Origin of the sequence: Neobacillus sp. KR4-4, assembly GCF_042136325.1 — a bacterium.
In the GTDB taxonomy this organism is placed as follows: domain Bacteria; phylum Bacillota; class Bacilli; order Bacillales; family Cytobacillaceae; genus Neobacillus.
Window position 1 is genome coordinate 133786 of sequence record NZ_JBHHJU010000011.1, and the last position, 26216, is coordinate 160001.

Genomic DNA, 26216 nt, shown 5'->3' on the forward strand with positions numbered 1-26216 from the left:
GTAAAACAATATTAGAGAGGTTTTGTGGACATGAATGCCTATATAAAAGATCAGATTGAATTATTTCAAGAAAAGAATAAGAACCGGGGATGTCTATTAGTTAGCTGCCCTGACCAGCCCGGAATTGTTGCAGCGATTTCTAAATTTCTTTTCTCTTATAATGCAAACATTATTGAATCCAGCCAGTATTCCACCAATCCAGAGGGCGGTACTTTTTTCATCCGAATTGAATTTGAATGCCCGGGTTTAAAGGAAAAGGCGAAAGACATGGAGCGGAAGTTTGCTGAAATTGGCAAGGAGTTATCCATGGAATGGAACCTTACGCATGTTTATCATGTGAAAAAAGCGGCAATCTTTGTATCGAAAGAACTTCATTGTTTACTTGAACTTTTATGGGAATGGCAAAGCGGTGATTTAATGGCTGATATTGCCCTTGTGATCAGTAATCATGAAACGGCAAGAGAGGTTGTTGAAGGGCTGAACATCCCGTTTTATTATGTTCCAGCCAATAAAGATATCCGTGGACAAGCCGAAGCCACCCAACTTAAACTTCTAAAAGAGTATGAGATTGATTTCGTGGTGTTGGCCCGCTATATGCAAATCTTATCTCCAACATTTGTTAAAGAAAATCCAAACAAAATCATTAATATTCATCATTCCTTTTTACCTGCCTTTGTTGGTGCAAGACCATATGAACGAGCATTTGGCCGCGGTGTGAAATTGATTGGCGCCACATCTCATTATGTGACCAATGACCTGGATGAAGGTCCTATTATCGAGCAGGATATCAGCCGGGTCGATCACCAGGATAATGTTGACAGCCTTAAAAAGATTGGCCGAAGAATTGAAAGAAGTGTTTTAGCACGTGCTGTGAAATGGCATATCGAAAACCGCATTATCGTTCATCAAAATAAAACGATTGTTTTCTAGTGAATCCCTATTTCTAGGGATTTTTTTTGCGCGTATTTCAAAGAGTTGTAAAGGGATATTATTATGAAATAATTAAATTTAGAGAAATAAGAAAATTATAAAAATATCATTGACATTAGTTAACACTGTTTCTACAATGTAAATATAACTAATATCTGATGCATTAGATATTAAATACAAACAGGAGGTGGAAAAATGAATAATTCAGATGTGGCAATAGTTACAGGAGGTGCCTCAGGCCTTGGCCTTGCAGTTGTAAACCAGCTTGCCAATAAAGGAATAGCAGTAGCAATTATTGACATATCAGTCGAAAAAGGGGAGGAACAAGAACAATATCTAGTCAGTCAAGGGAAAAATGTCGCTTTCTTTAAGGCAGATGTGACAAATCAAAGTGAAACTAAAGAAGTAGTAAAGAAGATTAATGACAAATTTGGATTCGTAAGTATCCTGATCAATTGTGCTGGAATCATAAGGCGTTCACCGGCAGCATTAGTTGATGCGAATGAACTAGATACGATTTTACGTATTAACCTACAAGGAAGCGTGTATATGTGCCAAGCTGTTCAGCCATATATGGAGCGAAATGGAAGCGGTGCCATCGTGAACTTTGCATCCATGCTTGCCCATTACGGCAGTACCAATCTTTTATCCTATGCAGCATCCAAAGGTGGAATTGTACAGGTAACAAAATGCCTTGCCGTCGAATGGGCACAATACAATATTCGAGTTAATGCCGTTAGCCCGGGATATATTGAAACACCATTAGCGGTTGGAGCCACACAAGATCCAAGTTTTAGAGAGAGAATTCTATCAAGGACTCCACAAAGAAGATTTGGAACCCCTGATGAGGTAGCATCAGTCGTTAATTTCTTAGTTTCACAGGAATCAAGTTTTGTAACAGGTGCTGTTTTACCGGTTGATGGGGGACTACTTGCAGGAGATCCATGCCTATTTCCACCAGTTACACAAAAAGAGCTAGTTTAATAGAGACATTTATAAGGAGGAAGCAAAATGATTACAGATTTGAATAAATTTACGGAGCAATTTCAATTAGACGACCAGGCGATTAACCTTGACAACATCCCATGGATTCCACAATCCGACAGAGTATGGTTCAAACCAGTTCGCTTTGATTTAACCACAGGAAGCTGGATTAACCTATTAAAAGTAAAGCCGGGTGGAGCAGTTAACAGACATCGCCATTCTGGTGGAAAGGTCATGGCATATACACTTCAAGGCCAGTGGAGATATTTGGAAAGGGATTGGGTTGCAAAGCCAGGTACATTTGTATATGAGCCGCCAGGAGATATACATACCCTTGTTGTTGACGGAGAAGAGGAAATGATTACATTATTTATCCTTGAAGGCATCATTCAATATTTAGATGACAACGATAAGGTCATCCATCAGGATGATTTATTTAGTAAGATGAACCTCTATTTTAATTATTGTGAACAACATAATATTCCAATTGAAAACTTAAAATATTAGGTTTCATCCGCAAATTTATCAAAATTATTCTATGGAGGGCTCTCATGAAACGGAAGAATAAATTGATAGGGTTAATACTTGCCTCAGTAATGTCTGTTAGTTTAATAGGTTGCAGTAATGGTGGATCGGCAAGTACAGCTTCGAATAAGAGTGATTATCCAAAAAAGCAAATTGAACTCATTGTTCCGTTTGCAGCAGGTGGAGGTACGGATGCGGTAGCTCGAGCATTTGCGGATGTGGCAAAAAAACATCTTCCGGAGCCGATGGGTGTTGTTAATAAGACAGGCGGCGGTGGAGCGATTGGAATGGCTGATGGTGTCAATGCAAAACCGGATGGTTATAAGGCCACATTGGTTACCGTTGAATATGCGATTCTGCCAAATTTGGGATTAGCATCATTTAAAACAGATGATTTAAAACCTGTCGCACAATTAAATGCTGACCCATCAGCCGTGACTGTTCGGGCTGATTCGAAATGGAAGACACTTGAAGAATTTCTTGACTATGCAAAAGCTAATCCAGAAAAAGTCCGTGTGGGGAATGCCGGAAGCGGTTCCATCTGGCACTTAGCAGCTGCAGCTTTAGGTGAAAAAACTGGTGTGAAATTCAGCCACATTCCATATGATGGAGCCGCACCAGCAGTAACAGCTTTATTAGGCGGTCACGTGGAAGCGGTTACAGTTAGTCCTGCAGAAGTTAGTGCTCAAGTTAAGGCTGGCAAATTGCGTATGTTAGGGGTCATGGCTGATGAACCTCTGGAATCGTACAAAGATGTCCCAACCTTAAAAGAAAAAAATATTGACCTATCGATTGGTACGTGGAGAGGGATCGCAGTTCCAAAAGATACTCCTCAAGAAGTAGTAGATACTTTGAAAGAAGCAACAAGCAAGGCTGTTGAGGAGCAAGCATTTAAAGATGTACTTGCAAAAATGAATTTAGGACTTAAATATCAAGATGATTCCGCTTTTGCTGCTTTAATTAAGGATGATTCTTCACGTTTTAAAGAGTTGATTGAGAAGCTAAACCTAAAGCAATAACATTTGAATGGTTACAAGGGGGCTAAGCCTCCTTGTAACTGTTAATAAAGAGGTGAAAGTATGGCCAAGCGTATTGACATATCGATTGCAGGAGTCCTTATATTACTTGCTGGATTAATTATTTTTACAAGTACCAGCTTCCCAAAAGCCCAAGGTCATGATGTTGGAGCGGGTTTTTTTCCTGCTATTCTCTCGATTATTTTAATCTTATTATCCGTAATACTAATTTTTACTGCAATGAAAAAAGGTAGCGAAGCCGCTGAAAAAAAAGATTGGAAAAAGGCTGTTCTTGCAATGGTGTATACATTCATTTACTTCTTGCTATTAAACTACATCGGCTATTTAATAGCTACACCATTATTTCTAGCTGGAATGATGTGGTATTATCAATATCGAAAAAAATTTAGCCTTGTTTTATGGTCCTTATTCATTACAGGAATCATGTATGTTTGTTTTGTGAATTTATTGAAGGTTCCATTACCAGTGGGAATTTTCTTCGGATAAAATTACAGTTCGGAGGTGGTTTGTATGACAGAATTAATAGGACAAGGGTTTATGAGTATTTTTTCGCAGCCATCAATTCTATTGATTTCAATACTTGGGGTTGTAGTAGGAATCATTGTAGGTGCGTTACCTGGGCTTACAGCAACTATGGGTGTGGCATTGCTATTGCCAATGACCTTTGGAATGGAACCAGCGCCAGCATTGCTCTTATTATCGGGTGTTTATTTTGGAGGTATATATGGTGGATCGATTACCGCTATATTACTGCGTACTCCTGGAACACCAGCTGCCGCTGCAACTGCTATTGACGGTTATGCCTTAACACAAAGAGGAATGGCAGGAAAGGCATTGACTGTAGCAACTGTTTCGTCATTTACGGGTGGTACAATCAGCGTGTTTATTCTAATGTTTCTTGCGCCAATTCTTGCCAATTTTGCTTTGAAGTTTAGTGCCCCTGAATCCTTTGCCTTAGCGATGTTTGGAATTAGTATTATTGCAAGCATATCTGGTGTATCTTTAGTTAAGGGGCTAATTTCAGGGACTGCCGGCCTCCTTATTGCAACTGTAGGTCTGGATCCTATGCAAGGTTTCCCACGATTTACTGGCGGAATAACTGAATTAATGAGTGGAATCCCTTTTATTCCGATTATGATTGGTTTATTTGCTGCTTCAGAGGCTTTTAAGTCATTAGAAGAGATGAACATTAAAGAAAATGTTAAAACGAAAATACAAAACTTTGGTATAACCAGAAAAGATGTAAGAAAAATTTTACCTACAATTTTACGTTCTACGGGAATGGGAACATTTATTGGGATAGTTCCTGGGGCTGGTGCTGATATTGCTTCGTTTGTTTCATATAATGAAGCAAAACGTTTTAGTAAAAATAAAGATGAATTCGGAAAAGGTAGCATTGAGGCAGTAGCCGCATGTGAGTCAGGTGCCAATGCATGTACCGGTGGTGCGCTTGTACCGTTATTGACACTTGGGATTCCAGGAGATTCGGTAACAGCTGTTATGCTCGGTGCTCTTATGGTTCAAGGACTTCAGCCAGGTCCACTTTTGTTTAAGGATAGCGGAGATCTTGTTTATACGTTATTTAGTGGAATGATTCTGTGTTATGTGGCCATGCTTATAATTGGTTTGTTTGCCGCGCGATATTTTGCTAAAGTGACTGAAATTCCTAAAGCAATTTTAACTCCAGTAATTCTCATGTTATGTGTTGTTGGTTCATATGCGATTAATAATAATTTGTTTGATGTCATTATTATGTTAGTTGCAGGTGTTATTGGCTATTATATGCAGAAATATGATTTCCCGGCCTCTCCGATTGTCCTGGCAATTATTCTAGGTCCGATGGCAGAAAGCCAATTCAGACGTGCCTTGACGCTTTCAAATGGCAGCTATGACATTTTCTACACTCGTCCAATTACACTTGTTTTGTTGTTACTATCCGTTATCACCTTGTTTACTCCAATTATTAAGAAGCTTTGGCTATCTAAAAAAGAGATGAAAAATGCTGATCTAAGGTTATAATAGGAAGTTGGGAGCTTAAGAACTGAGCATGTTTCTTCTGCTACAAATATTAGAGTGGTAGGATTCGATGATTATCCCTATCGCTTCAACGTTCAACCAATCAAAGACATTGAGGGATAAATTATGGAAGAGAAATTATTATTTGATAATTTGAATTTAAATGAGAGAGTTTACGTGCATTTGCGCGAGAAAATTATTAATAATGTTTTAAAACCGGGATCAAAAATAGAATATGATCAGATTATGGTGGAACTTGGCATTAGTCGGACTCCATTGCGAGATGCTTTGAACCGTTTGCAACATGACAAGTTGGTAGAAGTTAAGCCCCGCTCGGGTACGTATGTCGGTATTCCAACACCAAAGGACATTAAAGAAGTGTATGATGTGCGCAAGTCGTTGGAAACTCTTGCGATTGCCAATGCAGCAAAAACGATTACCAAAGAGCAATGCCAAGCACTTTTTGATGAAGCCGACCAGGTAGAGTCAGAGTTGAAAAAAGGAAATGTAGAACCCTTTTTCCTATCAGATCGACATTTTCATCAGAAGATTATTTACCAATCAGATAACAGTCGTTTGATTGAAATTATGAACTCTTTAGAAGTTCAAGTGAGATGGTTTGGAATTATAATGACGATCAATCATGAACGACCTTTTCGAGCAAATGCTATGCATCGTGAAATTGTCCAGGCAATTTATGACCGCAGAGTAGATGATGCAAAGAGATTAATGGAACAGCATATTGATGAAGTTAGAGAAGATATCTTATCCGACTTTCTTTGAGGTTAAGGGGGGAAGACAAATGGACCTGATGAAGGCAGCGGTATTTGAAGGCCCAAAAAAGATTTCAATGCATCATGTTCCTAGGCCGAATGTTGAACCAGGATGGTCATTGATAAAAGTTAACTACTGTGGTATTTGTGGTACGGATATGAATATTTATGCTGGCAGTCATCCACGAGCCCAAACATCATTAGTTGTGGGTCATGAATTTTCGGGAGAAGTGGTCGAACATCCGACACTTCTTCCAGGTACATTTGTAACCGCATTACCTTTGTTGAGTTGTGGGGAATGCGAATCATGTAAACTAGGACATTCACATGTATATGAATCATTGAGACTTCTTGGAATAGATGAAGCAGGTGGGATGTCTGAGTATGTTCGCGTTCCTGCTGATGATGTATACCCTCTACCAAATGGAATGTCGCTAAAGAAAGGTGCACTTGTTGAACCTCTAGCAGTAGCTGTTCATGCAGTGAGAGAATCATCATTTAAACCAGGAGATTCTGCAACTGTGTTTGGTGCAGGTCCAATTGGTCTTTTTGTAGCTATTGTATTGAGGCTTTTTGGTTCAAATAACATTTCAATTGTTGAAGTCAATCCCTTTCGAAAAAAACTAGCAGAAGAATTAGGATTTAAAGTATCTGAAGATTCAATCAATGGACCTTCTAATGATATCGTTTTTGACTGTGCCGCACATCCAAAAGTAGCTGAACAGTTGGTCAATGCAACTAAAATAAGGGGACAAATTGTCCTCGTTGGAACATATAAATATCCTGCAGAATTGGATTTGCAAAATATAACGTTTAAGGAAATTTCGCTTAAAGGCACTCGGGTCTATACCAAAAAAGATTATGAAATTGCCATTTCAGTTCTCAAGCAGGATGTTGATTTTGAAAGAATCATAACACAAGAATTATCCTTGGAAAAAGTGGATCATGCATTCGAAATGATTGCTAAAAATGGTGACTGTGTGAAAATTCTTATTTCGATATAAATCCTTGGCTTCCACTTTCTGATTGTGAGAATAGTAATAATTAATGGTGGAAAGTAAAACTAGAAAGAAGTGGCTTTTAATGGGAAAAACTGAGACTACTAGATTAATACATACACATAAAATTATCGCAATTATGCGTGGAATTGAAGAAAATAATCTGCTTGAAACCGTCCAGGCAATGATAAATGGCGGCATTCAACTAGTAGAGGTTACTTTTGATCATAATCAAGACAATTGTATTGGAAATACAATAAATAAAATAAAGAAAATTGTTGACAGTTTTGGTGACCAAGTTTCTGTTGGTGCTGGAACTGTTTTAACTGAGAGAGAGGTAATGGCTGCTGTAGAAGCAGGTGCACAATTTATTATCTCGCCAAATGTCGATGAACTTGTTATTAAAAAGGCCAATGAATTAAATGTAGTATCAATACCAGGTGCATTAACACCTACAGAAGCTGTTCTTGCTTATAATTTAGGCGCTGACTTTGTCAAACTGTTCCCAGCGGGTGAGTTGGGTAAAAGTTACATTAAAGCGTTACTTGCACCTCTTGAGCATATTCCTTTTCTCTCAGTGGGTGGCATCACTCCTGATAATGTAAAAGAGTATTTGGAATTAGGTGTCCGTGGTGTAGGGGTAGCCACTAGTTTAGTAAATAAGAAAGCTATTAATAATAAAAACTATCAATTAATCACAAGTATTGCTGAACAATTTACTTTAAATATAAAACAGTATTCGGAGGAATGAAGCATGAAAAATATTGTAAAACCCAGACCCGCTATTGATGAAAATTTAATTGCACCATTTCGTGAAATGTATAATATCTTTTCCCTTTCATGTGTAATTGGCGATGCGATGGAACGTAGTAATGTTATGCGTCATGACATGAAACCTAAGGGTGCAGACAAAAAAATAATCGGTCCAGCCATTACGGTGAAATTGACTGCGGGTGATATTGTCGATTGCTTAGGCGTATTTGAGATAGCAAAACCAGGGGACGTGATTGTTATTGATGCCTTTGGTGAAACGGAAACCTCCATCTGGGGTGGTTTAATGTCAGGTTTAGCAAGAAATGCAGGGATTGTTGGTGCAGTTATTGATGGAAGCTGTCGTGATAATGATGAAGCAAGATTCCTAGACTTCCCAATCACTGCAAAGGTTTCGGGTCCCCGTGCTGCTCATACTGCTTACTCTGGCCGAAAAGAGCCTATTGAAATCAATGTTCCTATATCTTGTGGAGGTGTAATTGTAAACCCAGGCGATTTAATTGTCGCAGATGAAATTGGTGTATCTGTCGTCCCATACGAGGATTTAGAAAAAGTATATAAAATTGCACGTGAACAAGCAGATAAAGAAATTGCTACCCGTGAGGAAATTTTAAGAGGGGCAACAGTGGAGGAGTTATTAAATAAGTTCGGGCGTATTTAATAGGGGGTCTGGAATCAACATGAATACCATTACCATTGATACAGGGACAACTAATACCAGAATCAGTTTATGGCAAAATAAAAAAGCCGTTTATAGGAGTTTTCGTGAAGTAGGTGTTCGTGATACGGCAGTAGATGGTAACAATCTCCGACTTAAAGCTGGCATTAAAGCAGGGATTGAAGAAGTGTTATTGAAAAACAACTTACATTTATATGATGTGACCAATATTCTTGCTACAGGAATGATTACTTCAAATGTAGGCATTTTTGAGGTCCCCCATCTAAATGCACCAGTTGGAGTGAAAGAACTTGCTGACGGAATGATTCCTCACTATCTTTCTGACATAGTTGAAAAAGAGATTTGGTTTGTCCCAGGAGTTAAGAACCATGTTTCGGAAGTAACTATTGATAATTGTGAAGCTATGGATATTATGCGAGGAGAAGAAGTTGAAGCAGTAGCTTTAATTAGTCGATTAAAAATAAAAGGACCTGCCGTGATCGTATTACCTGGATCACATTCTAAATATGTTGCCATTAATGAGGATAATAAAATTACAGGGTGTTTAACATCTTTGGCAGGAGAGCTGCTATCTGTAATTACAAATCATACAATAATCGCAAATGCGCTAGAAAAGTCTTTCGCAAAAGAGCTAAATAGAGAAATGATTATTCAAGGTTATAAAAATAATCAACAATACGGTCTTAGCAGACTTAGTTTCTCGGTCAGGATTTTGGATCAATTTACAAATTTATCAATTAATGAAAAGGCAAACTTTTTATTAGGAGCAGTGTTATCTGATGAATTAAAAGCAGTTAAGAATAGTAAAGCACTATCCTTGAAACAGGATTCTCATATTGTTATCGCCGGTAAAGATATATTAAAACAAGCTTATGAAGTCATTTTTAATGAAGATGCGTATTTTCATAAAATCACTGCCATCGATAATAAGGAGCTTGATGACTTAGCGGGCTATGGTGCTATTTGTTTATCAGAGATACGTGGAATATTAAAATAGTAAAATGGTTTGTCCGAGTGTTTACATTTTAAAAACTATTTTTAGTTAAATATACCTTGGAATTATATCATTAATAAAAAATATTAGGCTCAATCAAAGTATTGGGCTTTTTGTGTTCGATTTTTTATATGGGAATTTTTCCATTTTTTCAATAAAAAACTTGAACTATTCGAAAGGCAGGTGAATATACATTTAAGAAAGAGCAGGGAGGGAAGAGACCTGAGTTTTCAAGCCGAACATTTGTCGGAGCCAAGAAGAAGAATCGTCCGTGCGATAAAAACAAGTGGTGCTTCATCCATGAGTGAACTGGCCTCATTGTTAGATATGTCCGGTGAGGCCGTCCGTCAGCATCTCCTCCATTTAGAAAGAGATGGCTGGATTGTGAGGATTTCTGAAAAGCAAAATGGCATTGGCCGGCCTCATATCCGATATCAATTAACTTCTGCTGGTGAACACCTCTTTGATAAGAATTATGATCACTTAACGATTGAAGTAATTGACACGATGGTCAAACATCTAGGAATGAGTGCTCTGAAAAATTTACTTGCCGCGATGGTTGAAGAAAGGGTTCGTGAATGGGAACCGAAATTGTTGGGGCTTAATATCAACGAAAGAATAAAGGTGCTTAAGGATTTTTACGTAAAAGATGACTCTTATATGGAAATAGACAAAAAGGGTAAGGATTATTCCTTAATTGAACGGAATTGTCCCTTTCATAATGTTGCTCTTGAGCGTCCGATCTTGTGTAGTGTGACTGTTTCAGTACTTACCCGGTTGCTTGGATGCAAGGTGTACCGAGAACAACGCCTACAGAATGGTGATGGCTGCTGCGCCTTTCGAATTCAACAAAATGAGCAAGTGAATCATCCCACCCCTTGTTTAATCATCGAGGATGAACCCTTCAATCCCATGTCAAAGGAATGACGTGTGGCGTGGCCCATGTAGGTTATTTCCCAAATGAGAAAATCACAGGTTTATCAAAAATTAGTCGAATGGTGGATGGGTAGGCGAAAAGAGTTCAGAATTTTATTCGTTAATCAAAAACTGAGGAGATGTGATAAGAATGGAAAATCAAATTAAGATTAATGATAATGGACCATTGCAGGTAAGTGGTGATTTTCAGATCTTTGATTCTGAGGGCAAGGAATATCCAAAAAAGGCAAAAGTGTATCTATGCCGTTGCGGCCTTTCCAACAAAAAGCCGTTCTGTGATGGTTCACATAAAAAAGGTGGATTTGAAAGCAGTCCAAGAGCCTCTGAGTAGGGTGTCAGGCACCACTTAAACATTTAAACAGCCAGGACGGGAAACCCCATCCTGGCTGTATTGTTTTTTGTGTTTCTTTATCAATACTGGTGATTGCGGTTACAAGGAAGAGTTGATAAGATATTAACAGGTTTGTGACAGCAAGAATTCAATCTACATAATAAACTCAGTATATGTTGAAAGGTGGAAATTCAAATGACAACAAGCAATTTTGAAAAGATCACTGTACAGACAACTGTTCATGCGCCGGTAGAAAAAGTATGGGAACATTGGACAGAGCCAAAACACATCACCCAATGGAATAATGCTTCAGAAGACTGGCATACACCATTTGCAGAAAATGATTTAACGGTTGGTGGAAAATTCCTTACAAGAATGGAAGCAAAAGATGGCAGTTTTGGTTTTGATTTTGGCGGAGTATATGACGAAGTCAAATTAAATGAGGTTATTTCTTATACCATGGGTGATGGAAGAAAAGTATCTGTTACCTTTAAAGGTCAAGGAAACGACACTGAGGTAATTGAAACGTTTGATGCGGAAACGACCAATCCAATTGAGATGCAACAAGCAGGCTGGCAGGCGATTTTAGATAACTTCAAAAAATATACAGAACAATAATTAATTTACAAAAGCTGAAAATCAGTTAAAGACATAACAAAGGGGGGCATCCCCCTTTGTTATTTTACCCAATTCAATGCCTTAACGCTCAATAATACTATAACTCTTAAATTCTAGTTTCTTTGTGGTTTCCAGTTGGATTAATTCTCCTTGTTCCAATTGAATTCTTTTTGAAAATAATTGCCCATCATAGACGAAGGTATGGTATTCACCCGCTTCTCCCATCGGACAAATAGTAGTCTGTTGTACATCTCGCAGAAAGGTTTCATCTACTATTCTACCAAGCCACTTGTCTTCCAAGACATCTTCCCGTACACGAATCACAATTGCTTCATACCCCGATTGGACAAATTTCCCTAAAGATTGTAGGGCTTCTTCCTTTTTCATCCATAATGGGTACAATGAGTCCACATTTGCAGCGGCTGCTACTTTTTCTCCCCATTTTCGATGTTCGTCTAAATATAGATCACCGTAGGCGATTCCCGTGATATTTAATTGGTTTTTCAAGTGTTCTATCGCGTTTACAAATTGACTTGTATAGTTTTCGTATGTACATTCGATAAAATGAACAGGTATGTTTAGCGATTCACCTTGTAGTTTAATCAATTCTGTTCGCTCGCCATGACCAAATGTTCTCCCTAATTCTTTAGGTACTGTTGTAACCAAGGATACTACTTCAAATCCCTGTGATATTAGGGTATCTAACGCCATACAACAATCCTTCCCGCCACTCCACGATAAAGCAATTCTATTTTTCACGCTTCATCCTCCTCATTTAGATATTCTCATCGTTCCACATACTGATATTTTATCATAAAGGTAAAATTGCTGAGGGCGTGACCCGGAAATAAATTGTCTTTCATTATACAAAATTGAATAATTTATTTAAAAAAGTATAAATTTTATTAATTATCTGATATAACTGTAATATCAAGAAGTTTACCCTGTTTTCTATTCAATAATGAATAATAATTGAGTCTGAATAATTCAAGAAGGAGGGGAATATGTGAGTGATGAAAAAAAAGTTTGGAATGAAAATGAAGCCATTCTACATTCATTACAAGACGATATTTTAGTCACCGACACAGATGGGATTATTTTGAAAGTAAGTGAAGCTACCGAAGGAATTTATAATATGAAGTCCAATGAAATGGTCGGCCGGTCTGTTTATGAACTTGAAAAAGAAGGGGTATTTACACCGATTTTGACGCCGTTGGTTATTAAGGAAAAAAAGAAAGTCACTCTAGTCCAAACAACTAATAAGGGAGAAAAGTTACTTGTAACTGGGATTCCTGTTTTTGATCATAACAATAATTTAGTAAGAATCGTCAGTTATTCACATGATGTTACCGAGTTACTTAACATGAAAAAATACTTAACGGACATCGAAGACGAAATGGAACGAGTGAAAAGTGAACTGGAAATGCTAAGAAATCTCCAATTTGATTCTGACGGAATGATTGCCACGAGTACAGAAATGAAAAAAGTACTCCAGCTTGCTCTGCAAGTGGCTGAAATTGATGTCAATGTGTTGCTGCTGGGTGAAACAGGGGTAGGCAAATCACATATTGCGAAATTCATTCATAAAAAAAGTTCTCGGAAAGACGGCCCTTTTATCGAGGTGAACTGCGGTGCCATACCCGAAGCCCTGTTTGAGGCAGAGTTTTTCGGATATGAATCAGGAGCATTTACGGGAGCCCATCCAAAAGGCAAGATCGGGCTAGCGGAGCTTGCAGGAGGCGGGACCTTATTTTTAGATGAAGTGGGTGAGTTATCGTTAGTCAATCAAGTGAAAATCCTCAAATTCATTCAGGAAAAGCAATTTTACCGTGTTGGTGGAACGAAGCTGCGAACCGTTGATTTCCGTATTCTTGCCGCAACAAATCGAGACTTAGAGAAAGCCGTGGAAGAAAAAATCTTTAGACATGACCTCTACTTCCGTTTAAATGTTGTACCGATTACCATTCCGCCATTAAGAAATCGCTCAACCGATATCATCCCGTTAATTGAACACTTCTTAACGTATTTTTCTAAAAAGTATCATCGTGAACGAAGCCTTGATGAAGGTGTTCTGCATCTGTTGTTTACACAAGAATGGAAAGGAAATGTCCGAGAACTAATCAATTTAATTGAAAGATTGGTAGTTACCTCTCCAAAACAATTGATTGAAATCGAAAACCTGCCGCCTCATTTTCGAAAATCTTTTCCTCATGTGACGTCTGTTGATGACAATAATCGTTCATTGAATGAGATTCTAGATAGTGTAGAAAAACAAGTGTTACTTAAGGCTAGGAAACAATACAAAACGACGATAGACATGGCAAAAGCATTAGGGATAAGTCAGCCTTCGGTGTTTAGAAAAATCAGAAAGCACGGAATAGATTAAAAATGGCACAAAACTTGCATTATTTTTAGATGTAAGACACAAACGAAGCGGCCACATATGTATAGAAATCCATATCAAACGGGAGAAATTCCACGGCGAAAAGAAAGGTGGTTGATTATATTTATACAGAAATAATGAAAGATGATATTTTTAAATAGCGTCATTTTTGTATTTTTATAGTTAAGTTTGTATTTTTACTTGATGATAGAATATTAAGAAAATATATTGACATAAAATAGACAAGTATTTATATTTAAAGAATATTATTCATTTTTAAACAATTTACAAAGGATTTGAGGTGTAATATGAAAGTAACGGTAGGACCAGCTCAATATATTAGAAATAAAGGTTTACTAGAAGAAGCGGGTAGGTACATAAAAAACTTTGGAAAAGCAGCTGCTCTCATAGGAGGCCAAATTAGTAGAGGACTTGTGGAAGATTCATTAAGAAAGAGTTTGACAGAACACGAGATTTTATTAAAACATTCGCTTTGGTATGGCGGAGAATCGTCTCAAGCGAATATCGATCAATTAGTAGCTGTACTAAAAGATGAACAGATTGATGTCCTTATTACGACAGGTGGAGGCAAAGCCATTGATACTGTTAAAGCTGTTGCCTATCAACTTAACAAACCGTTAATTGCCATCCCAACTATCGCTGCAACTTGTGCAGCAGCAACACCTATTACCATCCTATATAGCAATGATGGTGAATTTATTGGGATCGAACGAAAGTCGAAGGCACCTGATTTAGTCTTAGTTGATTCGGAAATCATCATGAACGCACCGGTACGCTTTTTAATCGCGGGTATTGGCGATACATTGGCTAAATGGTTTGAGACCAAATCCTCTGTGAAAAAAGCGGTGCCTAACATTTTAAATCAAACGGCTGTTGCGATCGCAGGTCAGGTTTATCAAACGCTGCTTCAAATCGGGAAAAATGCTGTCACATCTGTTCAAACCCAAATAGTAACAATAGAGTTCGAAGATGTGATTGATACCATTATTTTAGTCAGTGGCAGTGTCAGTGGATATGGCGGGGATGATTGCCGAACAGCTGGAGCCCATGCGATTTATTCAGGGTTAACGATTTTCCCTGAAGTACATCACACCTATCACGGGGAAATTGTTGCCTTCGGGATCCTTGCACAGTTGTGTATGGAGAATACCAGCGAGGTCGAACTTAAAAAGTTAATAAGTTATTACCAGGAAGTTGGACTTCCATTTACTTTAAAGCAAATGGGAATTACAAATTTAACAGAAAGTCAGTGGCAGAAGCTTGGGGAAATTACTGTTACAATCGAGGATATGGCAAATATGCCATTTGAAGTCTCACCTGAAATGGTGATTGAAGCTGTTCGCCGAGCTGATGAAATTGGAAATAGAATGTTAACAGGTGTTCTTCATTCTTCATTTCGTTTAACAGAGAAACAGATTTAAATAGCTATATATTTAATTACAAGGGGGAATTTGGAGTGAAAAAGTGGTTATTGGTTTTTTGTTCATTGATGTTGCTATTTGCATTAGCAGCGTGTGGGAAAGAGGATGCAGCAAGTACTGCTAAGGATGGGAAGTCGTCTGAGTCATTGAAAGTGACACTGCCAACCTGGACAGGGTACGGTCCGTTATTTTTAGCAAAAGAAAAGGGCTTTTTCAAAAAGAATGGGATTGATGTGGACCTTTCCATTGTAGAAGGATTAGGAGAACGTAAACAAGCATTAGCCAGTGGGAAAATTGATGGGATGGCAACGGCACTGGATGTCCAAGTGTCCCTGGCAGCATCTGAAATTCCTGTCCAAGTAGTTTGGTTATTAGATGATTCTTACGGCGGGGACGGGATTCTCGTAAAAAATGGAATTAATAGTGTAAAAGATTTAAAGGGCAAACAAGTAGCATTTGAGGTAGGTTCAACTAGCCATATGTTAGCACTGCAAGCATTAAAACAAGGCGGATTAACTGAAAAAGATGTACAAGTCGTGCAAATGTCTGCCGGTGATGCCGGTGCTGCTTTTGCCGCTGGTAAAGTGGATGCAGCTGTTACATGGGAGCCTTGGTTATCAAAGGGAGCAGAAGCAAACGGTAAAGTTTTATTAACAACTAAAGATTTATCTGGAATCATTGTTGATACGGTCAGCTTTAAAGAAGATGTAATCAAAAACCGTCCGAAAGATGTGAAAGCTTTTGTTAAGGCGATGGGCGAAGCCATGACGTATTGGAAAGAACATGAAAAAGAAGCCAATGAAATTATGGCAAAAGGTTTAAATATTGATGTGAAAGAATTTGAAGGAACGGTTACTGGTTTGAAATTCTTCTCGAAAGAAGATAATGAAAAGTTATTTGGGACAGAAAGCGCTAAAGGTTCCATCTATCAATCTACAGAAAATGCGATTTCGTTTTATAAGGATCAAAAACTTCTTAAAACCGAGCCAAAAGCAGAAGATATTATCAATCCGAGTTTCCAATAATGATAAGGTTTAAGTTAGTTTAAGGATTCACTTTAAACAGCCTGACTTATGAGATGTTTTATTTAACCTCATCAGTTAGGCTTTTTTACAAAATAGACACATAAGAAGGTGAAAAAATTGATCACAAAATTGTTTACTCCTAATAAGGAAATACCCAAAGTATTTTATACTTCCGCGGGCTTTATCACATTTATTATTTTTCTATTAGTTTGGTCAGTACTTAGTTACGGACAGTTCGTGAATCCATTATTCCTTCCGACTCCTACTGCCGTATTATCTACCGCGGTGGATATGTTTGTAAATGGTCAAATTCTTTCAGATATTGGGATCAGTTTTACCAGGGTTCTGTTTGGATTTCTTGCTGCAGCCATTATTGGTATACCGCTTGGGATCTTAATGGGCTCACTAAGGATTATGGAGGGTGCTTTTGAACCAATCATTGGTTTCATTCGTTATATGCCGGCATCTGCTTTTATTCCCTTACTGATTCTTTGGATTGGACTTGGTGAGACAGAAAAAATGAGTGTTATTTTCCTTGGAACGTTTTTTCAGCTGACGTTGATGATTATGGACGTCACCAAGAATGTTCAAAATGATTTAGTTGATGTTTCCTATACATTAGGGGCAAAGAAGGCACAAGTGTTTACCAAAGTTATCCTCCCTGCTTCCTTACCGGGAATTGTTGATACCCTCCGGATTACGTTCGGCTGGGCTTGGACCTATTTAGTGGTTGCTGAAATTGTTGGTGCATCTAGCGGTTTAGGATATATGATCATGCAGGCTTCTCGTTTTCTGCAGCCAGATAAAATCATTGTCGGAATCTTGATTATTGGTATCCTCGGGCTGATTACAGACATTCTCTTTAAAGCCATATATAAGGCTTCGTTTTCTTGGATGAGAAAGGATGGTTTTTAAATGGTAACACCTCAATTGAGTGTTAAAGAAAAGGAAAAAATAGTTGTACCAAACCAGAAAGAATCTCTTTTAAATATGACTGGGACCCCGAAATTAGAAATTAAAGAGGTTGGAAAAGTTTTTAAAACAAAAAAAGGTGAAACGACCGCATTGGAAAAAACATCCTTTTCGATTGAGGAAGGGGAATTCGTTACGATTTTAGGACCTTCGGGCTGTGGGAAGTCAACCGTTTTAAGGATTGTTGCAGGGTTAGAAGAAGCAACTTCCGGCCAAGTACTCCTTGATGGGCAGGAAATCCATGGTCCAGGACCTGATCGCGGAATGGTATTTCAATCGTACACATTATTTCCATGGTTATCAGTGAAAGACAATATTACCTTTGGGTTAAAGCTAAAGGGTGTTTCTCAAAAAGAGAGAGACGATATTGCTAGACACTACTTGCAATTAATCGGTTTAGAAGGATTTGAAAATCATTTTCCGATTCAGTTATCCGGTGGGATGAAACAACGTGTTGCAATTGCTCGAGCGCTGGCAAACGATCCAAAGATTCTATTAATGGATGAACCGTTTGGGGCATTGGATGCCCAAACACGAAACATCATGCAAGAAGTGCTCTTGAAAGCATGGGAAGAGTCGAAGAAGACAATTCTGTTTATCACTCATGATGTTGATGAGTCGATCTTTTTAGCAGATTCGGTATATGTTATGACGGCAAGACCAGGACGTTTAAAGAAAAGAATCCCGATTGCATTGGAGCGGCCAAGGGATTTCAGTGTGAAAACAACTGCAGAGTTTGCCGAGTACAAAGAGGGATTATTATCATTGATTCGAGATGAAACGTTAAAAGCAATTAAATAAAACAGCAATTTTCAGAGTTAAGGAATTTGAATACGGAGGTCAAAGTATGGATAACAAATGGGATCACCTCGTGAAAAATATGCCAAATCGACTGGCACCAAGCATGGCAAAGGATCATCCAAATCTACCGGTGGTGAAAGAGGAAGGCTGTTATTATTTTGGAGTGGATGGAAAGAAATATCTTGATTTTACCTCTGGAATTGCGGTAACAAATGTTGGACACCGTCACCCTAAGGTAGTCCAAGCAATTAAGGATGCTGCCGATGGATTGATGCATGGTCCTTCTGGGGTAATTATGTATGAGTCCATTTTACGATTGGCCGATGAACTCGCCGAAATTTTACCAGGAGAGCTTGATTGCTTTTTCTTTGCTAATAGTGGGACAGAAGCTATCGAAGGAGCACTCAAACTAGCAAAATATGTAACCAAACGCCCGTATGTTATTTCCTTTACCGGTTGTTTTCATGGTCGTTCGTTAGGTGCATTAAGTGTGACTACATCGAAAAGCAAATATCGGAAATTCATTCAGCCATCTGGTCTTACCTATCAAGTACCCTATGCTAATGTTAAAGAGTGTCCAGAAGGTATGGATCCAGAGACGTATGTGATTGAGAAATTAGAAAAAGATTTCGCTTCCTTATTTAGTCATCAAGTAACACCGGAAGAGGTGGCCTGTGTTATTTTAGAACCGGTACTCGGTGAAGGCGGTTATGTTGTTCCACCGAAGGGCTGGTTAAAGAAAGTTCGAGAAATTTGTGACCGCCATAATATTTTACTAATATTTGATGAAGTTCAAACCGGATTTGGCCGTACCGGTCAATGGTTCGCAGCTCAAACTTTTGATGTGACCCCTGATATTATGGCCATCGCTAAAGGAATTTCCAATGGCCTGCCGCTCAGCGCAACAGTTGCTTCCGCTGAGTTAATGAAACAATGGCCGCTCGGAAGCCACGGAACGACTTTTGGGGGTAATCCGATTGCTTGTTCTGTTGCACTGGCTACCTTGGAAGTGATGAAAGAAGAAAACCTTCTTGAAAACACTAGAAATATGGGGAGTTATGCTGTTCAGGAACTCGAAAAAATCAAGGAACGACACCCTGTTATAGGAAGCATCCGCGCGGTGGGCTTAATGATTGGAATTGAAATCATTGACCCAGTGACAGGTGGACCGAATGGAGAAGGATTGTTAAAAATTCTTGATCTTGCTCTTGAAAAGGGGGTACTATTCTACCTTTGCGGAAATCATGGAGAAGTCATTCGAATGATTCCACCACTAGTCGTCACCAAGGAACAAATTGATGAGGGTCTCCGGATGTTTGATGAAGCATTAACGGAGTATGAAGCGACATTAATGCAGCCAATTAAATAATCAATAATAAAGTTGGTCGCCAATTCTTGTTGGCGACCTGTTTTAATGAAAAAATATCCCATTGTGCATTGATGTCATATAATAGTCGAGTGCTTTGCTTCTTGCCCTATCTAATTTTTCAGGATTGTGATATGAAAAGTATTTTAAGATGAAATCACTGTAACCAAGCTTGTTTAAAAGGTACAAAACATTATTGGGGATCATCATTTCTTCTGGGTTTTCTAAGTCAATCACAAAGGAATAATAGTCATTACTTTTATTGTCCTTGCTATAGCAAAGAAAACAGGGGAGTTTCCGATTGGAAATCAGATACTTTTCTAGAATGTAGGAAGTGATCCTACCTTGGAAATGAATCATTTCTTTGGGGATTAGCGGCAAATTCTGCCTACAAATTTCTTCTGTGGTAAGTGCTAGATTAACATATTCATTGCTATATAAATTATATCTTCTTAGGTTCTGGACCTGATTTAGACTAGGATGCAGGTTCTTCCGTCCATAGAAAGTGGTAATTCTAAATAATTTTTCCGTGTTTTCGTAAGTAAAGACTATATCATTATCAATGGACCCAATGCCATGTGCTAACTGGTCAATTCGATAAGAACAATTTCGAAAAATGATTTCCAATGATTTTTGCAAAGAGTCTAGACAGATGATCGGGCCAACTCTTTCGTTCCATCGTTTGAGCCCATGATTGTCTATTAAAATCGGTTTGGAAGGACAAAGGATATTTTTTGTGTCTTTATAGTTGTTCATTTGTTCATAAAGTATATTTATATTTTTAATCTTTATTGTAAAAGGATACCCTTCAGCCTTAATGATTTTTATATATTTTGGTTTTAATAAGCGATTAATAATATAACTTCTCATTTTGCCCTCCTTTATTGATTTTTCAGTTTACTTTAGATACTTTCATTATATCAGACACAATTAACTAATATTGGAATGTAACAAAATAAAAATTTTATTCATGTGTATCTGAATCTAAATGGACAATTCCACTTTGATAATGTAGGTTTAGGTTCATATCGAAGTGTTAAGGAGGTTTCAAATGGACAGTAAAACGAAATGGAATAATAAATATAAAGAACGGATGAGTGACTTAAAAGACCCTGTACCAAATCCAAGACTAGAAAACTTTTCAAGGTATTTAAATGGAGGTACTGCACTTGATCTTGCGTGTGGCCTTGGAGGGAACAGTTTGTTCCTTGCGTGTATGAATTATCACGTTCAGGCTGTTGATATTTCGGATGTTGCGATTGACTTTATTAAGGAACGTGCTGCACAGAGCCATCTCAAGATTCAAGCAGAAGTTTGTGATCTAACTGATTTGAATAATCCTAACTGGACCAACCATACTTATGATATTGTTGTTATTTCCTATTACCTTGATCGTTCACTTTTCCCGATTGTTAAAAGCGTAGTTAAAGAGGGAGGATATTTTTTTATGGAGACCTTCTACCAATCACCGGGAACCGAAAATCAAGGAGTGTCTAGTCAATATAAACTTCTCCCCAATGAGTTATTGGCTGAATTTGGAGATTGGACGATTCATTTTTTTGAAGAAAATGAATCGGCAGGCCGGCAAACCATATTTTGTCAGAGGGAATGATGACAAAATAACAAAATTAGTTACCTGTAAAAGTGTTATGTAAACTTTAAAAACTTGTTTGGAGTGGAGAATTTTGAGTCAATTATTTGCCAATTGGTATGATTTTTTTATGAAACCGTTGGAGAAAAAGAAGTTTAAGAGAATTCGTGAGGAACTCCTAGCGAAGGCAACGGGGAGCGTTCTTGAATTAGGGTCGGGTACTGGGATTAATTTCCTTTATATAAGGAAGATGTTATAGTAACTGCGATAGAACCGAGTCAGCACATGATTGAGCGATCATTAACTAAACACGGGCAAGCAGTTGTCCCCATTGAAATCGTACAGGCAAGTGCAGAAGAACTGCCCTTTGCTACGGATTCTTTTGACACCGTTGTGGCGACACTTGTATTTTGCACTATTCCCAATCCGGAAAAAGCCATTATCGAAATGAAACGTGTTTGTAAACCAGGTGGGAAGATCCTTCTATTTGAGCATGTTAAAATGCAAAATCGGTTCCTATCCTCACTTCAGAACTGGCTGACTCCAGCGTGGAAAGAAATTTGTGATGGGTGCCATTTAAACAGGAACACCTTAGAGTTACTAAGGAATAAAGAAATACCTATTATTCTAGTGCATCAATATTATCGGGATTTATTTGTTTTTGCAGAAGCAGAAAATAGGAAATAGGGCTTAAAAAAGGAGGCTGCTACAGGTTATACATGGTAACCATGTAGGAGCAGCCTGTTACTTTTAAGCCACTAGTTCCGTGCCCCCTATTTTTTTAATCCTTAATATCAACATTTCCATCTTCATCAATTTCGATGGTTGTATAGCTTTTAAAGGTGTCAATATTGGTGATTTCATGCGGAACAACGCTTGCAAAGCTCTCCATGTATGGCTTGTACACTTCAGGATCTTTGACGAGATGGTAGAAATTGACTCTTCTTCCATCTTTCATATCAGTCATTCTCAGTAAAAATCGATCCCCAAATTGCCCTTTAAACCACTCTCTTGCTTCCTCATGACTAGTGAATTTAGGCATTTGATTAGGATCAATAGAATAATCTTGATTCATTTACAAAAGCACCTCTTTCCAATAAATTGCCACTTTTATTATTCCCCATTGATATAAAAATTATTGTTTTTCAAAAGTTTATAGGAAAAATACAACAGATCACATTACTATGGTAAATTTAAAGAGTGAATTTTAGGTCAGAATGATTTATACAAATGTATGGAGGATAGGTTTATGGTAGTTGTAAAATCAGTTACAATCGATGGTGAAAGTATCCATGTTTTTCGAAACGGGATCTACATCTTTGAATCGAGCTCCGGCTTTACCCTAGAATTGGATTTAATTGTTAGTGAGATTGTTGTAAAAAAATATAAGACCCTTGAAAACGTCATTGTCGAGATAGAATTAGAGGATGGTAGAACGATCAATTCCATCATGCATGTGAAAATATTGACTGGCGGATTACCTCAAATAAATTTATTCTGTGAACTCGATGATATTCATGACTACGAAGGGTTCACTCGGGTTGGCGAAAATGATGCTTGGTTTCCGAATATAGAAGAGGGCATTACAATAGAAGAAATAAGAAAAATCGAAATGCCCAATGAGGACGTTAGTATTAAACTAAATTTACCAATCGACCAGGTCGAATGGATTAAAAAACATAAAAAGAAAAGTTTAAATGAATTATTTCAAAAATTAATTTATGAATATTGGGAAAAAGGTTAGAGAACAACTGCAATTACATTAGTAAAATAGTTTACAAAGAAAATAAAGCAGCGGAACGGTTAGGACACATAATAATGTCGTTAATAATGTTCCCATAGATGCAAAAAAGGTGTCCGCCCCAAATTTTTGCGAGTAAAGCGAGATGGTTGGCGCGGATGGCATCCCTGAAACAATCACCGCAATCACAAGAACTGGATATGGGACAGAAAAAGCCGCAAACGGGAGTAAAAACAGTGGGATAAAGATCAGTTTGGTAAATGCGGATGTCCAAAGATACGGATTTTTTAACGACAGGAAAAAGCCTTTGTAACTAACATTTGCGATTAAACAACCAATCAGAATCATTGAAAGTGGGATGGTCATTTTTCCAACACTATCCAGCCCTTTAAATACCACTTCAGGCCAACTTAGCGGGGAAATAAATAGAATTAGTCCTGTTAATGTGGAGAGAATTCCAGGATTGAAGAAAATTTTTCTCCATTTAATCGTTTCTTTATTTTTGCTAAACAGGTAAATTCCATAGGTCCAAATAAGAATCAAATAACACATATTAAACATGGTCAGGTAAAGGATTCCTTGTTCGCCTAAAAGGATATAACTGACTGCATACCCTATATATCCTTGATTTCCAAAAATAATTAAACCTTCATAGACGCTCTTTTGATCTTCCCGAAGTTTTGCGTGCTTGCGCATCCAGGCAGCTAAGGAACAGGAAAATGTAAGAATGAAGACGGACATCACGGAAAGCCAAATAAATTCTTTCACCAACGAATTGGAAAAGGGGATATCCAAGGAAACCAAAATAAGGGCCGGCAAGGTCACATAGAGGATTAACTGTGTTAAGACTTCATTCGCATGGTTGTTAAGAATACCCGTTTTTCGTAATATAAATCCCAATAAAGCAATCCCATATAGGGTTAACATTTCTAATGAAAATGATAAATCAGAGCTCATTACATCCACCCCCTGATGATTAGTTTATTAGAGGTTTACATATAAAGTTCGTTGACCGGTGAAACATACTTTTTCTAAAAGAAAATTTGCGTTACATTTTGATAGAATGATTCGAGAGGTTTGCATTGGGATGGTGATACAATATGAAGGAAACAAAAAAACTGCAAGAAGTCGATTTATATAAACCCATTCAAACCTATTTTGTCCGTGAAGGTTATGAGGTATATGGTGAGGTGAAGGACTGTGATATTGTTGCAGTCAAGGATGAAGAGATAGTTGTAGTCGAATTAAAGCTCACTTTAAGTGTGGACTTACTTGTCCAAGCAGCCAAAAGACAGCGGATTACAGATAAAGTTTATGTGGCAATCCCGAAACCAAAGCAACGTCTGAATTCCAAAAAGTGGGCAGAGAAATGCAATTTAATTCGCAAGCTAGAGTTGGGATTAATCGTTGTTTCGAGCCCTGGGAAACGCGGAAAAGCTGAAATAATATTTGATCCTTCGCCATTTAAGTATAGAAAAAACAAACTAAGGCGCGAATCTATTATAAAGGAAATTAACGGCCGCAGTGCAGACTATAATGTAGGGGGCAGTAATCGGACCAAGATTATGACTGCATATAAAGAAAATTGTGTCCAGATTGCTTGTAATCTTGAATGTTTGGGTCCATTGTCCCCTAGGATGCTAATTCAATTAGGAACAGGGAAAAATACCTCATCCATTCTTACGAAAAATTATTATGGTTGGTTTGAAAGAATCAAACGAGGAACCTATGTGATAACGGAAAAGGGGAAAGCAGAGTTAAAAGAATACCCGGAGTTAGTAAATTATTATTTAACTAGAATAGGTGACGAGAAAGGTACGTAAGAACATAGGGCTGCCCCAAGATTTCTTGGGACAGTCTTTTACTTATTCAATACATTTAAAGCCTTATTCGTTCTTGGTCGGGTTCCCTTGAACCATTGGTAACAAAGGATCGTAATCAGAATCAAATCAATGACATCGCCGCCATAATACATGATCAATCCGCCCGTTTTGGCTTGGTCAATCGGAACTCCCATAGGGGGATGAGCATAAATATATTTTGAAAGGATGCCGTGACATGCCAAGGCGATTATTAATACGCATGAACGATAGATATAACCCGTCCGGTGTGGGTTTGGATCTGCATAAATGAAGGCACCTGTGAAAAGATAGCCTGCTAGAAATACGTGCAGGTGAACCGCAATTTGAACCAGCTCGTTTTGTTCCATTGTCTGATAAAGGCTGGTCGTATATAGGACCCAAAGGCCTCCAACATTCAGAAAAGAGGCCGTTAACGGATGAGTGATTAGTCGAAGTGGATTACTTTTTAAAATATGGGATAAAGTCCGTGCGTGCTTCACGTCTAGTGTACGAAGAATCAGTGTCATTGGGGATGCCAAGACCAGTAATAGCGGCGCCAGCATTCCGAGAAGGAGATGGCCGAGCATATGAGCCGTGAAATCTGAATGAGAACGAGTAGCAAGCGGCCCAATAATAGCCGCTAATGCACAGAAAATACCTGTAATCCACTTGACAATTCGGTAAGACCGCCATGATCTTTTTCGCCGCTTAGATAGGATGGCTGCGTAAAGATAAATGACTAATGCAATGAAAAACGGCACTGATAAAATCAGTTGGACGCTTAATCCATGAAATTCCATCTCAGATCCATCATGTATGTGATTATTTAGGTGCATGATTCGTTGTAACTCCTAATTGACTTGATTTCCCTTTTGAGCGAGCGAGGATAGCAATGCCAATTATTATCATCAAAACTGAGGTAATGTACCAAACCATGTCGTATGGGACGATATTAACATCGTAGCGAATTTGGTGGAGACCCATTAATTTATGCTGGATGGTACCATCGTATAATTGAAATCCACCTGCACCCAGTAATAACCCTCCAAACCACCTCATTGGCAGCCAACCACCTCGGCGGCGAAGGTCGGCAAGCATGAATAAGGATCCAACTGTAGCAAACCAACTAAAGGCATGAAAAAATCCATCAGAAACAAGTCCGATTCCAGTCGTGGATTTATCGTAAAAATGATGCCAATGCAGTAGTTGATGAAAAACTGCTTCATCGATAAAGGCGACAAGTCCTATGCCAAAAAGTAAGCCGGACCAGAGATTTTTAGGGTAATTTGTTTTGTTATTATTCTCCGCCATTTTCTTCTCCTTTAAGAAACGAATTCTTTTGCTCTTCAATTTACCCTAAATGAATAACCCATAAACAGGATGTGGTAGGCTTCCTGTCCATTAATATTGTTTTTTGGTTGATGGCTATATTTGTTGATAAAAATCTTATTTTTAATTTCTC

Annotated in this window: 32 protein-coding genes; 26 read left to right on the forward strand and 6 right to left on the reverse strand. The window is 38.1% G+C overall.

Translation table 11 applies throughout. The annotated features are described in order from the left end of the window. Positions 1–30 precede the first annotated feature (30 nt). The 15 genes from purU to ACE198_RS13565 all read left to right on the forward strand — a co-directional run bounded on the left by purU (position 31) and on the right by ACE198_RS13565 (position 11592). Positions 31–930, forward strand: a complete 900-nt coding sequence (purU, locus tag ACE198_RS13495; RefSeq protein ID WP_251458718.1) for a formyltetrahydrofolate deformylase — start codon at positions 31–33, stop codon at positions 928–930. A 195-nt stretch (positions 931–1125) separates the two neighbouring features. Then, the gene (locus ACE198_RS13500; RefSeq protein WP_375375889.1) at positions 1126–1914 is read left to right on the forward strand and encodes an SDR family NAD(P)-dependent oxidoreductase; all 789 of its coding nucleotides are present in this window, start codon (positions 1126–1128) and stop codon (positions 1912–1914) included. A 27-nt stretch (positions 1915–1941) separates the two neighbouring features. Next, positions 1942–2421, forward strand: coding sequence for a 2,4'-dihydroxyacetophenone dioxygenase family protein (locus tag ACE198_RS13505; protein WP_375375890.1), 480 nt, complete (start codon positions 1942–1944; stop codon positions 2419–2421). A gap of 44 nt (positions 2422–2465) precedes the next feature. Further along, on the forward strand, positions 2466–3458 hold the full coding sequence (locus ACE198_RS13510) for a tripartite tricarboxylate transporter substrate binding protein (RefSeq protein ID WP_375375891.1): 993 nt from the start codon (positions 2466–2468) through the stop codon (positions 3456–3458). A gap of 60 nt (positions 3459–3518) precedes the next feature. Further along, positions 3519–3962: a tripartite tricarboxylate transporter TctB family protein gene (locus ACE198_RS13515; protein WP_375375892.1), complete on the forward strand. Its 444-nt coding sequence runs from the start codon at positions 3519–3521 to the stop codon at positions 3960–3962. 24 nt (positions 3963–3986) lie between these two features. After that, on the forward strand, positions 3987–5495 hold the full coding sequence (locus ACE198_RS13520) for a tripartite tricarboxylate transporter permease (protein ID WP_375375893.1): 1509 nt from the start codon (positions 3987–3989) through the stop codon (positions 5493–5495). Positions 5496–5618: 123 nt separating this feature from the next. Then, the gene (locus ACE198_RS13525) at positions 5619–6275 is read left to right on the forward strand and encodes a GntR family transcriptional regulator (protein WP_375375894.1); all 657 of its coding nucleotides are present in this window, start codon (positions 5619–5621) and stop codon (positions 6273–6275) included. Positions 6276–6294: 19 nt separating this feature from the next. Beyond that, positions 6295–7269: a zinc-dependent alcohol dehydrogenase gene (locus ACE198_RS13530; RefSeq protein WP_375375895.1), complete on the forward strand. Its 975-nt coding sequence runs from the start codon at positions 6295–6297 to the stop codon at positions 7267–7269. A gap of 79 nt (positions 7270–7348) precedes the next feature. Further along, complete coding sequence (locus ACE198_RS13535; RefSeq protein WP_375375896.1) at positions 7349–8014, forward strand: bifunctional 4-hydroxy-2-oxoglutarate aldolase/2-dehydro-3-deoxy-phosphogluconate aldolase; 666 nt, start codon at positions 7349–7351, stop codon at positions 8012–8014. 3 nt (positions 8015–8017) lie between these two features. Continuing rightward, positions 8018–8695 (forward strand): RraA family protein, encoded by a 678-nt coding sequence (locus ACE198_RS13540; protein ID WP_375375897.1) that lies wholly within the window; start codon positions 8018–8020, stop codon positions 8693–8695. 19 nt (positions 8696–8714) lie between these two features. Next, complete coding sequence (locus ACE198_RS13545) at positions 8715–9710, forward strand: 2-dehydro-3-deoxygalactonokinase (RefSeq protein ID WP_375375898.1); 996 nt, start codon at positions 8715–8717, stop codon at positions 9708–9710. A 180-nt stretch (positions 9711–9890) separates the two neighbouring features. After that, complete coding sequence (locus tag ACE198_RS13550; protein WP_375375899.1) at positions 9891–10634, forward strand: helix-turn-helix transcriptional regulator; 744 nt, start codon at positions 9891–9893, stop codon at positions 10632–10634. Further along, positions 10631–10717 carry a GTP cyclohydrolase I gene (locus ACE198_RS13555; protein ID WP_375375924.1) on the forward strand — a complete coding sequence of 29 codons (87 nt, stop codon included), beginning with the start codon at positions 10631–10633 and terminating at the stop codon, positions 10715–10717. Before ACE198_RS13550 ends, ACE198_RS13555 begins: the two co-directional genes overlap by 4 nt. A gap of 56 nt (positions 10718–10773) precedes the next feature. Beyond that, positions 10774–10974: a CDGSH iron-sulfur domain-containing protein gene (locus ACE198_RS13560; protein WP_251458725.1), complete on the forward strand. Its 201-nt coding sequence runs from the start codon at positions 10774–10776 to the stop codon at positions 10972–10974. A 195-nt stretch (positions 10975–11169) separates the two neighbouring features. Beyond that, the gene (locus ACE198_RS13565; RefSeq protein WP_251458728.1) at positions 11170–11592 is read left to right on the forward strand and encodes an SRPBCC family protein; all 423 of its coding nucleotides are present in this window, start codon (positions 11170–11172) and stop codon (positions 11590–11592) included. A gap of 81 nt (positions 11593–11673) precedes the next feature. Here the strand turns inward: ACE198_RS13565 and ACE198_RS13570 are convergent, their stop codons facing one another. Next, on the reverse strand, positions 11674–12351 hold the full coding sequence (locus ACE198_RS13570; RefSeq protein ID WP_251458731.1) for a Dph6-related ATP pyrophosphatase: 678 nt from the start codon (positions 12349–12351) through the stop codon (positions 11674–11676). A 247-nt stretch (positions 12352–12598) separates the two neighbouring features. Between ACE198_RS13570 and ACE198_RS13575 the strand changes: the two genes are divergently transcribed. From ACE198_RS13575 to ACE198_RS13600, 6 genes are all read left to right on the forward strand, one after another. Next, the gene (locus ACE198_RS13575) at positions 12599–13978 is read left to right on the forward strand and encodes a sigma-54 interaction domain-containing protein (RefSeq protein ID WP_375375900.1); all 1380 of its coding nucleotides are present in this window, start codon (positions 12599–12601) and stop codon (positions 13976–13978) included. Between the two features lie 305 nt (positions 13979–14283). After that, a complete protein-coding gene (locus ACE198_RS13580; protein ID WP_098571888.1) occupies positions 14284–15417 on the forward strand; it encodes an iron-containing alcohol dehydrogenase family protein in 1134 nt (377 codons plus the stop codon). Positions 15418–15452: 35 nt separating this feature from the next. Continuing rightward, on the forward strand, positions 15453–16442 hold the full coding sequence (locus ACE198_RS13585) for an ABC transporter substrate-binding protein (RefSeq protein WP_375375901.1): 990 nt from the start codon (positions 15453–15455) through the stop codon (positions 16440–16442). A gap of 108 nt (positions 16443–16550) precedes the next feature. Continuing rightward, positions 16551–17357 (forward strand): ABC transporter permease, encoded by an 807-nt coding sequence (locus ACE198_RS13590; RefSeq protein WP_306460579.1) that lies wholly within the window; start codon positions 16551–16553, stop codon positions 17355–17357. Beyond that, on the forward strand, positions 17358–18215 hold the full coding sequence (locus ACE198_RS13595; protein WP_098571891.1) for an ABC transporter ATP-binding protein: 858 nt from the start codon (positions 17358–17360) through the stop codon (positions 18213–18215). Positions 18216–18261: 46 nt separating this feature from the next. Continuing rightward, the gene (locus ACE198_RS13600; RefSeq protein WP_375375902.1) at positions 18262–19584 is read left to right on the forward strand and encodes an aspartate aminotransferase family protein; all 1323 of its coding nucleotides are present in this window, start codon (positions 18262–18264) and stop codon (positions 19582–19584) included. A 42-nt stretch (positions 19585–19626) separates the two neighbouring features. On the opposite strand, the gene ACE198_RS13605 is transcribed toward ACE198_RS13600, so the two are convergent. Continuing rightward, complete coding sequence (locus ACE198_RS13605) at positions 19627–20451, reverse strand: hypothetical protein (RefSeq protein WP_375375903.1); 825 nt, start codon at positions 20449–20451, stop codon at positions 19627–19629. Positions 20452–20632: 181 nt separating this feature from the next. Between ACE198_RS13605 and ACE198_RS13610 the strand changes: the two genes are divergently transcribed. The 3 genes from ACE198_RS13610 to ACE198_RS13620 all read left to right on the forward strand — a co-directional run bounded on the left by ACE198_RS13610 (position 20633) and on the right by ACE198_RS13620 (position 21859). Beyond that, positions 20633–21193 (forward strand): class I SAM-dependent methyltransferase, encoded by a 561-nt coding sequence (locus tag ACE198_RS13610; RefSeq protein WP_375375904.1) that lies wholly within the window; start codon positions 20633–20635, stop codon positions 21191–21193. Positions 21194–21266: 73 nt separating this feature from the next. Next, positions 21267–21431: a class I SAM-dependent methyltransferase gene (locus ACE198_RS13615; protein ID WP_375375905.1), complete on the forward strand. Its 165-nt coding sequence runs from the start codon at positions 21267–21269 to the stop codon at positions 21429–21431. Between the two features lie 26 nt (positions 21432–21457). Then, a complete protein-coding gene (locus ACE198_RS13620; RefSeq protein WP_375375906.1) occupies positions 21458–21859 on the forward strand; it encodes a class I SAM-dependent methyltransferase in 402 nt (133 codons plus the stop codon). Positions 21860–21953: 94 nt separating this feature from the next. Here ACE198_RS13620 and ACE198_RS13625 read toward each other — a convergent pair whose 3' ends face one another. Next, positions 21954–22247, reverse strand: a complete 294-nt coding sequence (locus ACE198_RS13625; protein ID WP_098571896.1) for a hypothetical protein — start codon at positions 22245–22247, stop codon at positions 21954–21956. Positions 22248–22421: 174 nt separating this feature from the next. Between ACE198_RS13625 and ACE198_RS13630 the strand changes: the two genes are divergently transcribed. Then, complete coding sequence (locus tag ACE198_RS13630; RefSeq protein ID WP_098571897.1) at positions 22422–22916, forward strand: hypothetical protein; 495 nt, start codon at positions 22422–22424, stop codon at positions 22914–22916. 18 nt (positions 22917–22934) lie between these two features. Here the strand turns inward: ACE198_RS13630 and ACE198_RS13635 are convergent, their stop codons facing one another. Next, complete coding sequence (locus ACE198_RS13635; protein ID WP_098571898.1) at positions 22935–23870, reverse strand: AEC family transporter; 936 nt, start codon at positions 23868–23870, stop codon at positions 22935–22937. Positions 23871–24013: 143 nt separating this feature from the next. Between ACE198_RS13635 and ACE198_RS13640 the strand changes: the two genes are divergently transcribed. Further along, a complete protein-coding gene (locus ACE198_RS13640) occupies positions 24014–24736 on the forward strand; it encodes a DUF2161 domain-containing phosphodiesterase (RefSeq protein WP_375375907.1) in 723 nt (240 codons plus the stop codon). A gap of 38 nt (positions 24737–24774) precedes the next feature. Here the strand turns inward: ACE198_RS13640 and ACE198_RS13645 are convergent, their stop codons facing one another. Beyond that, positions 24775–25590: a cytochrome c oxidase assembly protein gene (locus ACE198_RS13645; protein ID WP_098571900.1), complete on the reverse strand. Its 816-nt coding sequence runs from the start codon at positions 25588–25590 to the stop codon at positions 24775–24777. Continuing rightward, positions 25577–26065 carry a DUF2243 domain-containing protein gene (locus tag ACE198_RS13650; protein WP_098571901.1) on the reverse strand — a complete coding sequence of 163 codons (489 nt, stop codon included), beginning with the start codon at positions 26063–26065 and terminating at the stop codon, positions 25577–25579. Before ACE198_RS13650 ends, ACE198_RS13645 begins: the two co-directional genes overlap by 14 nt. Between the last annotated feature and the right edge of the window lie 151 nt (positions 26066–26216).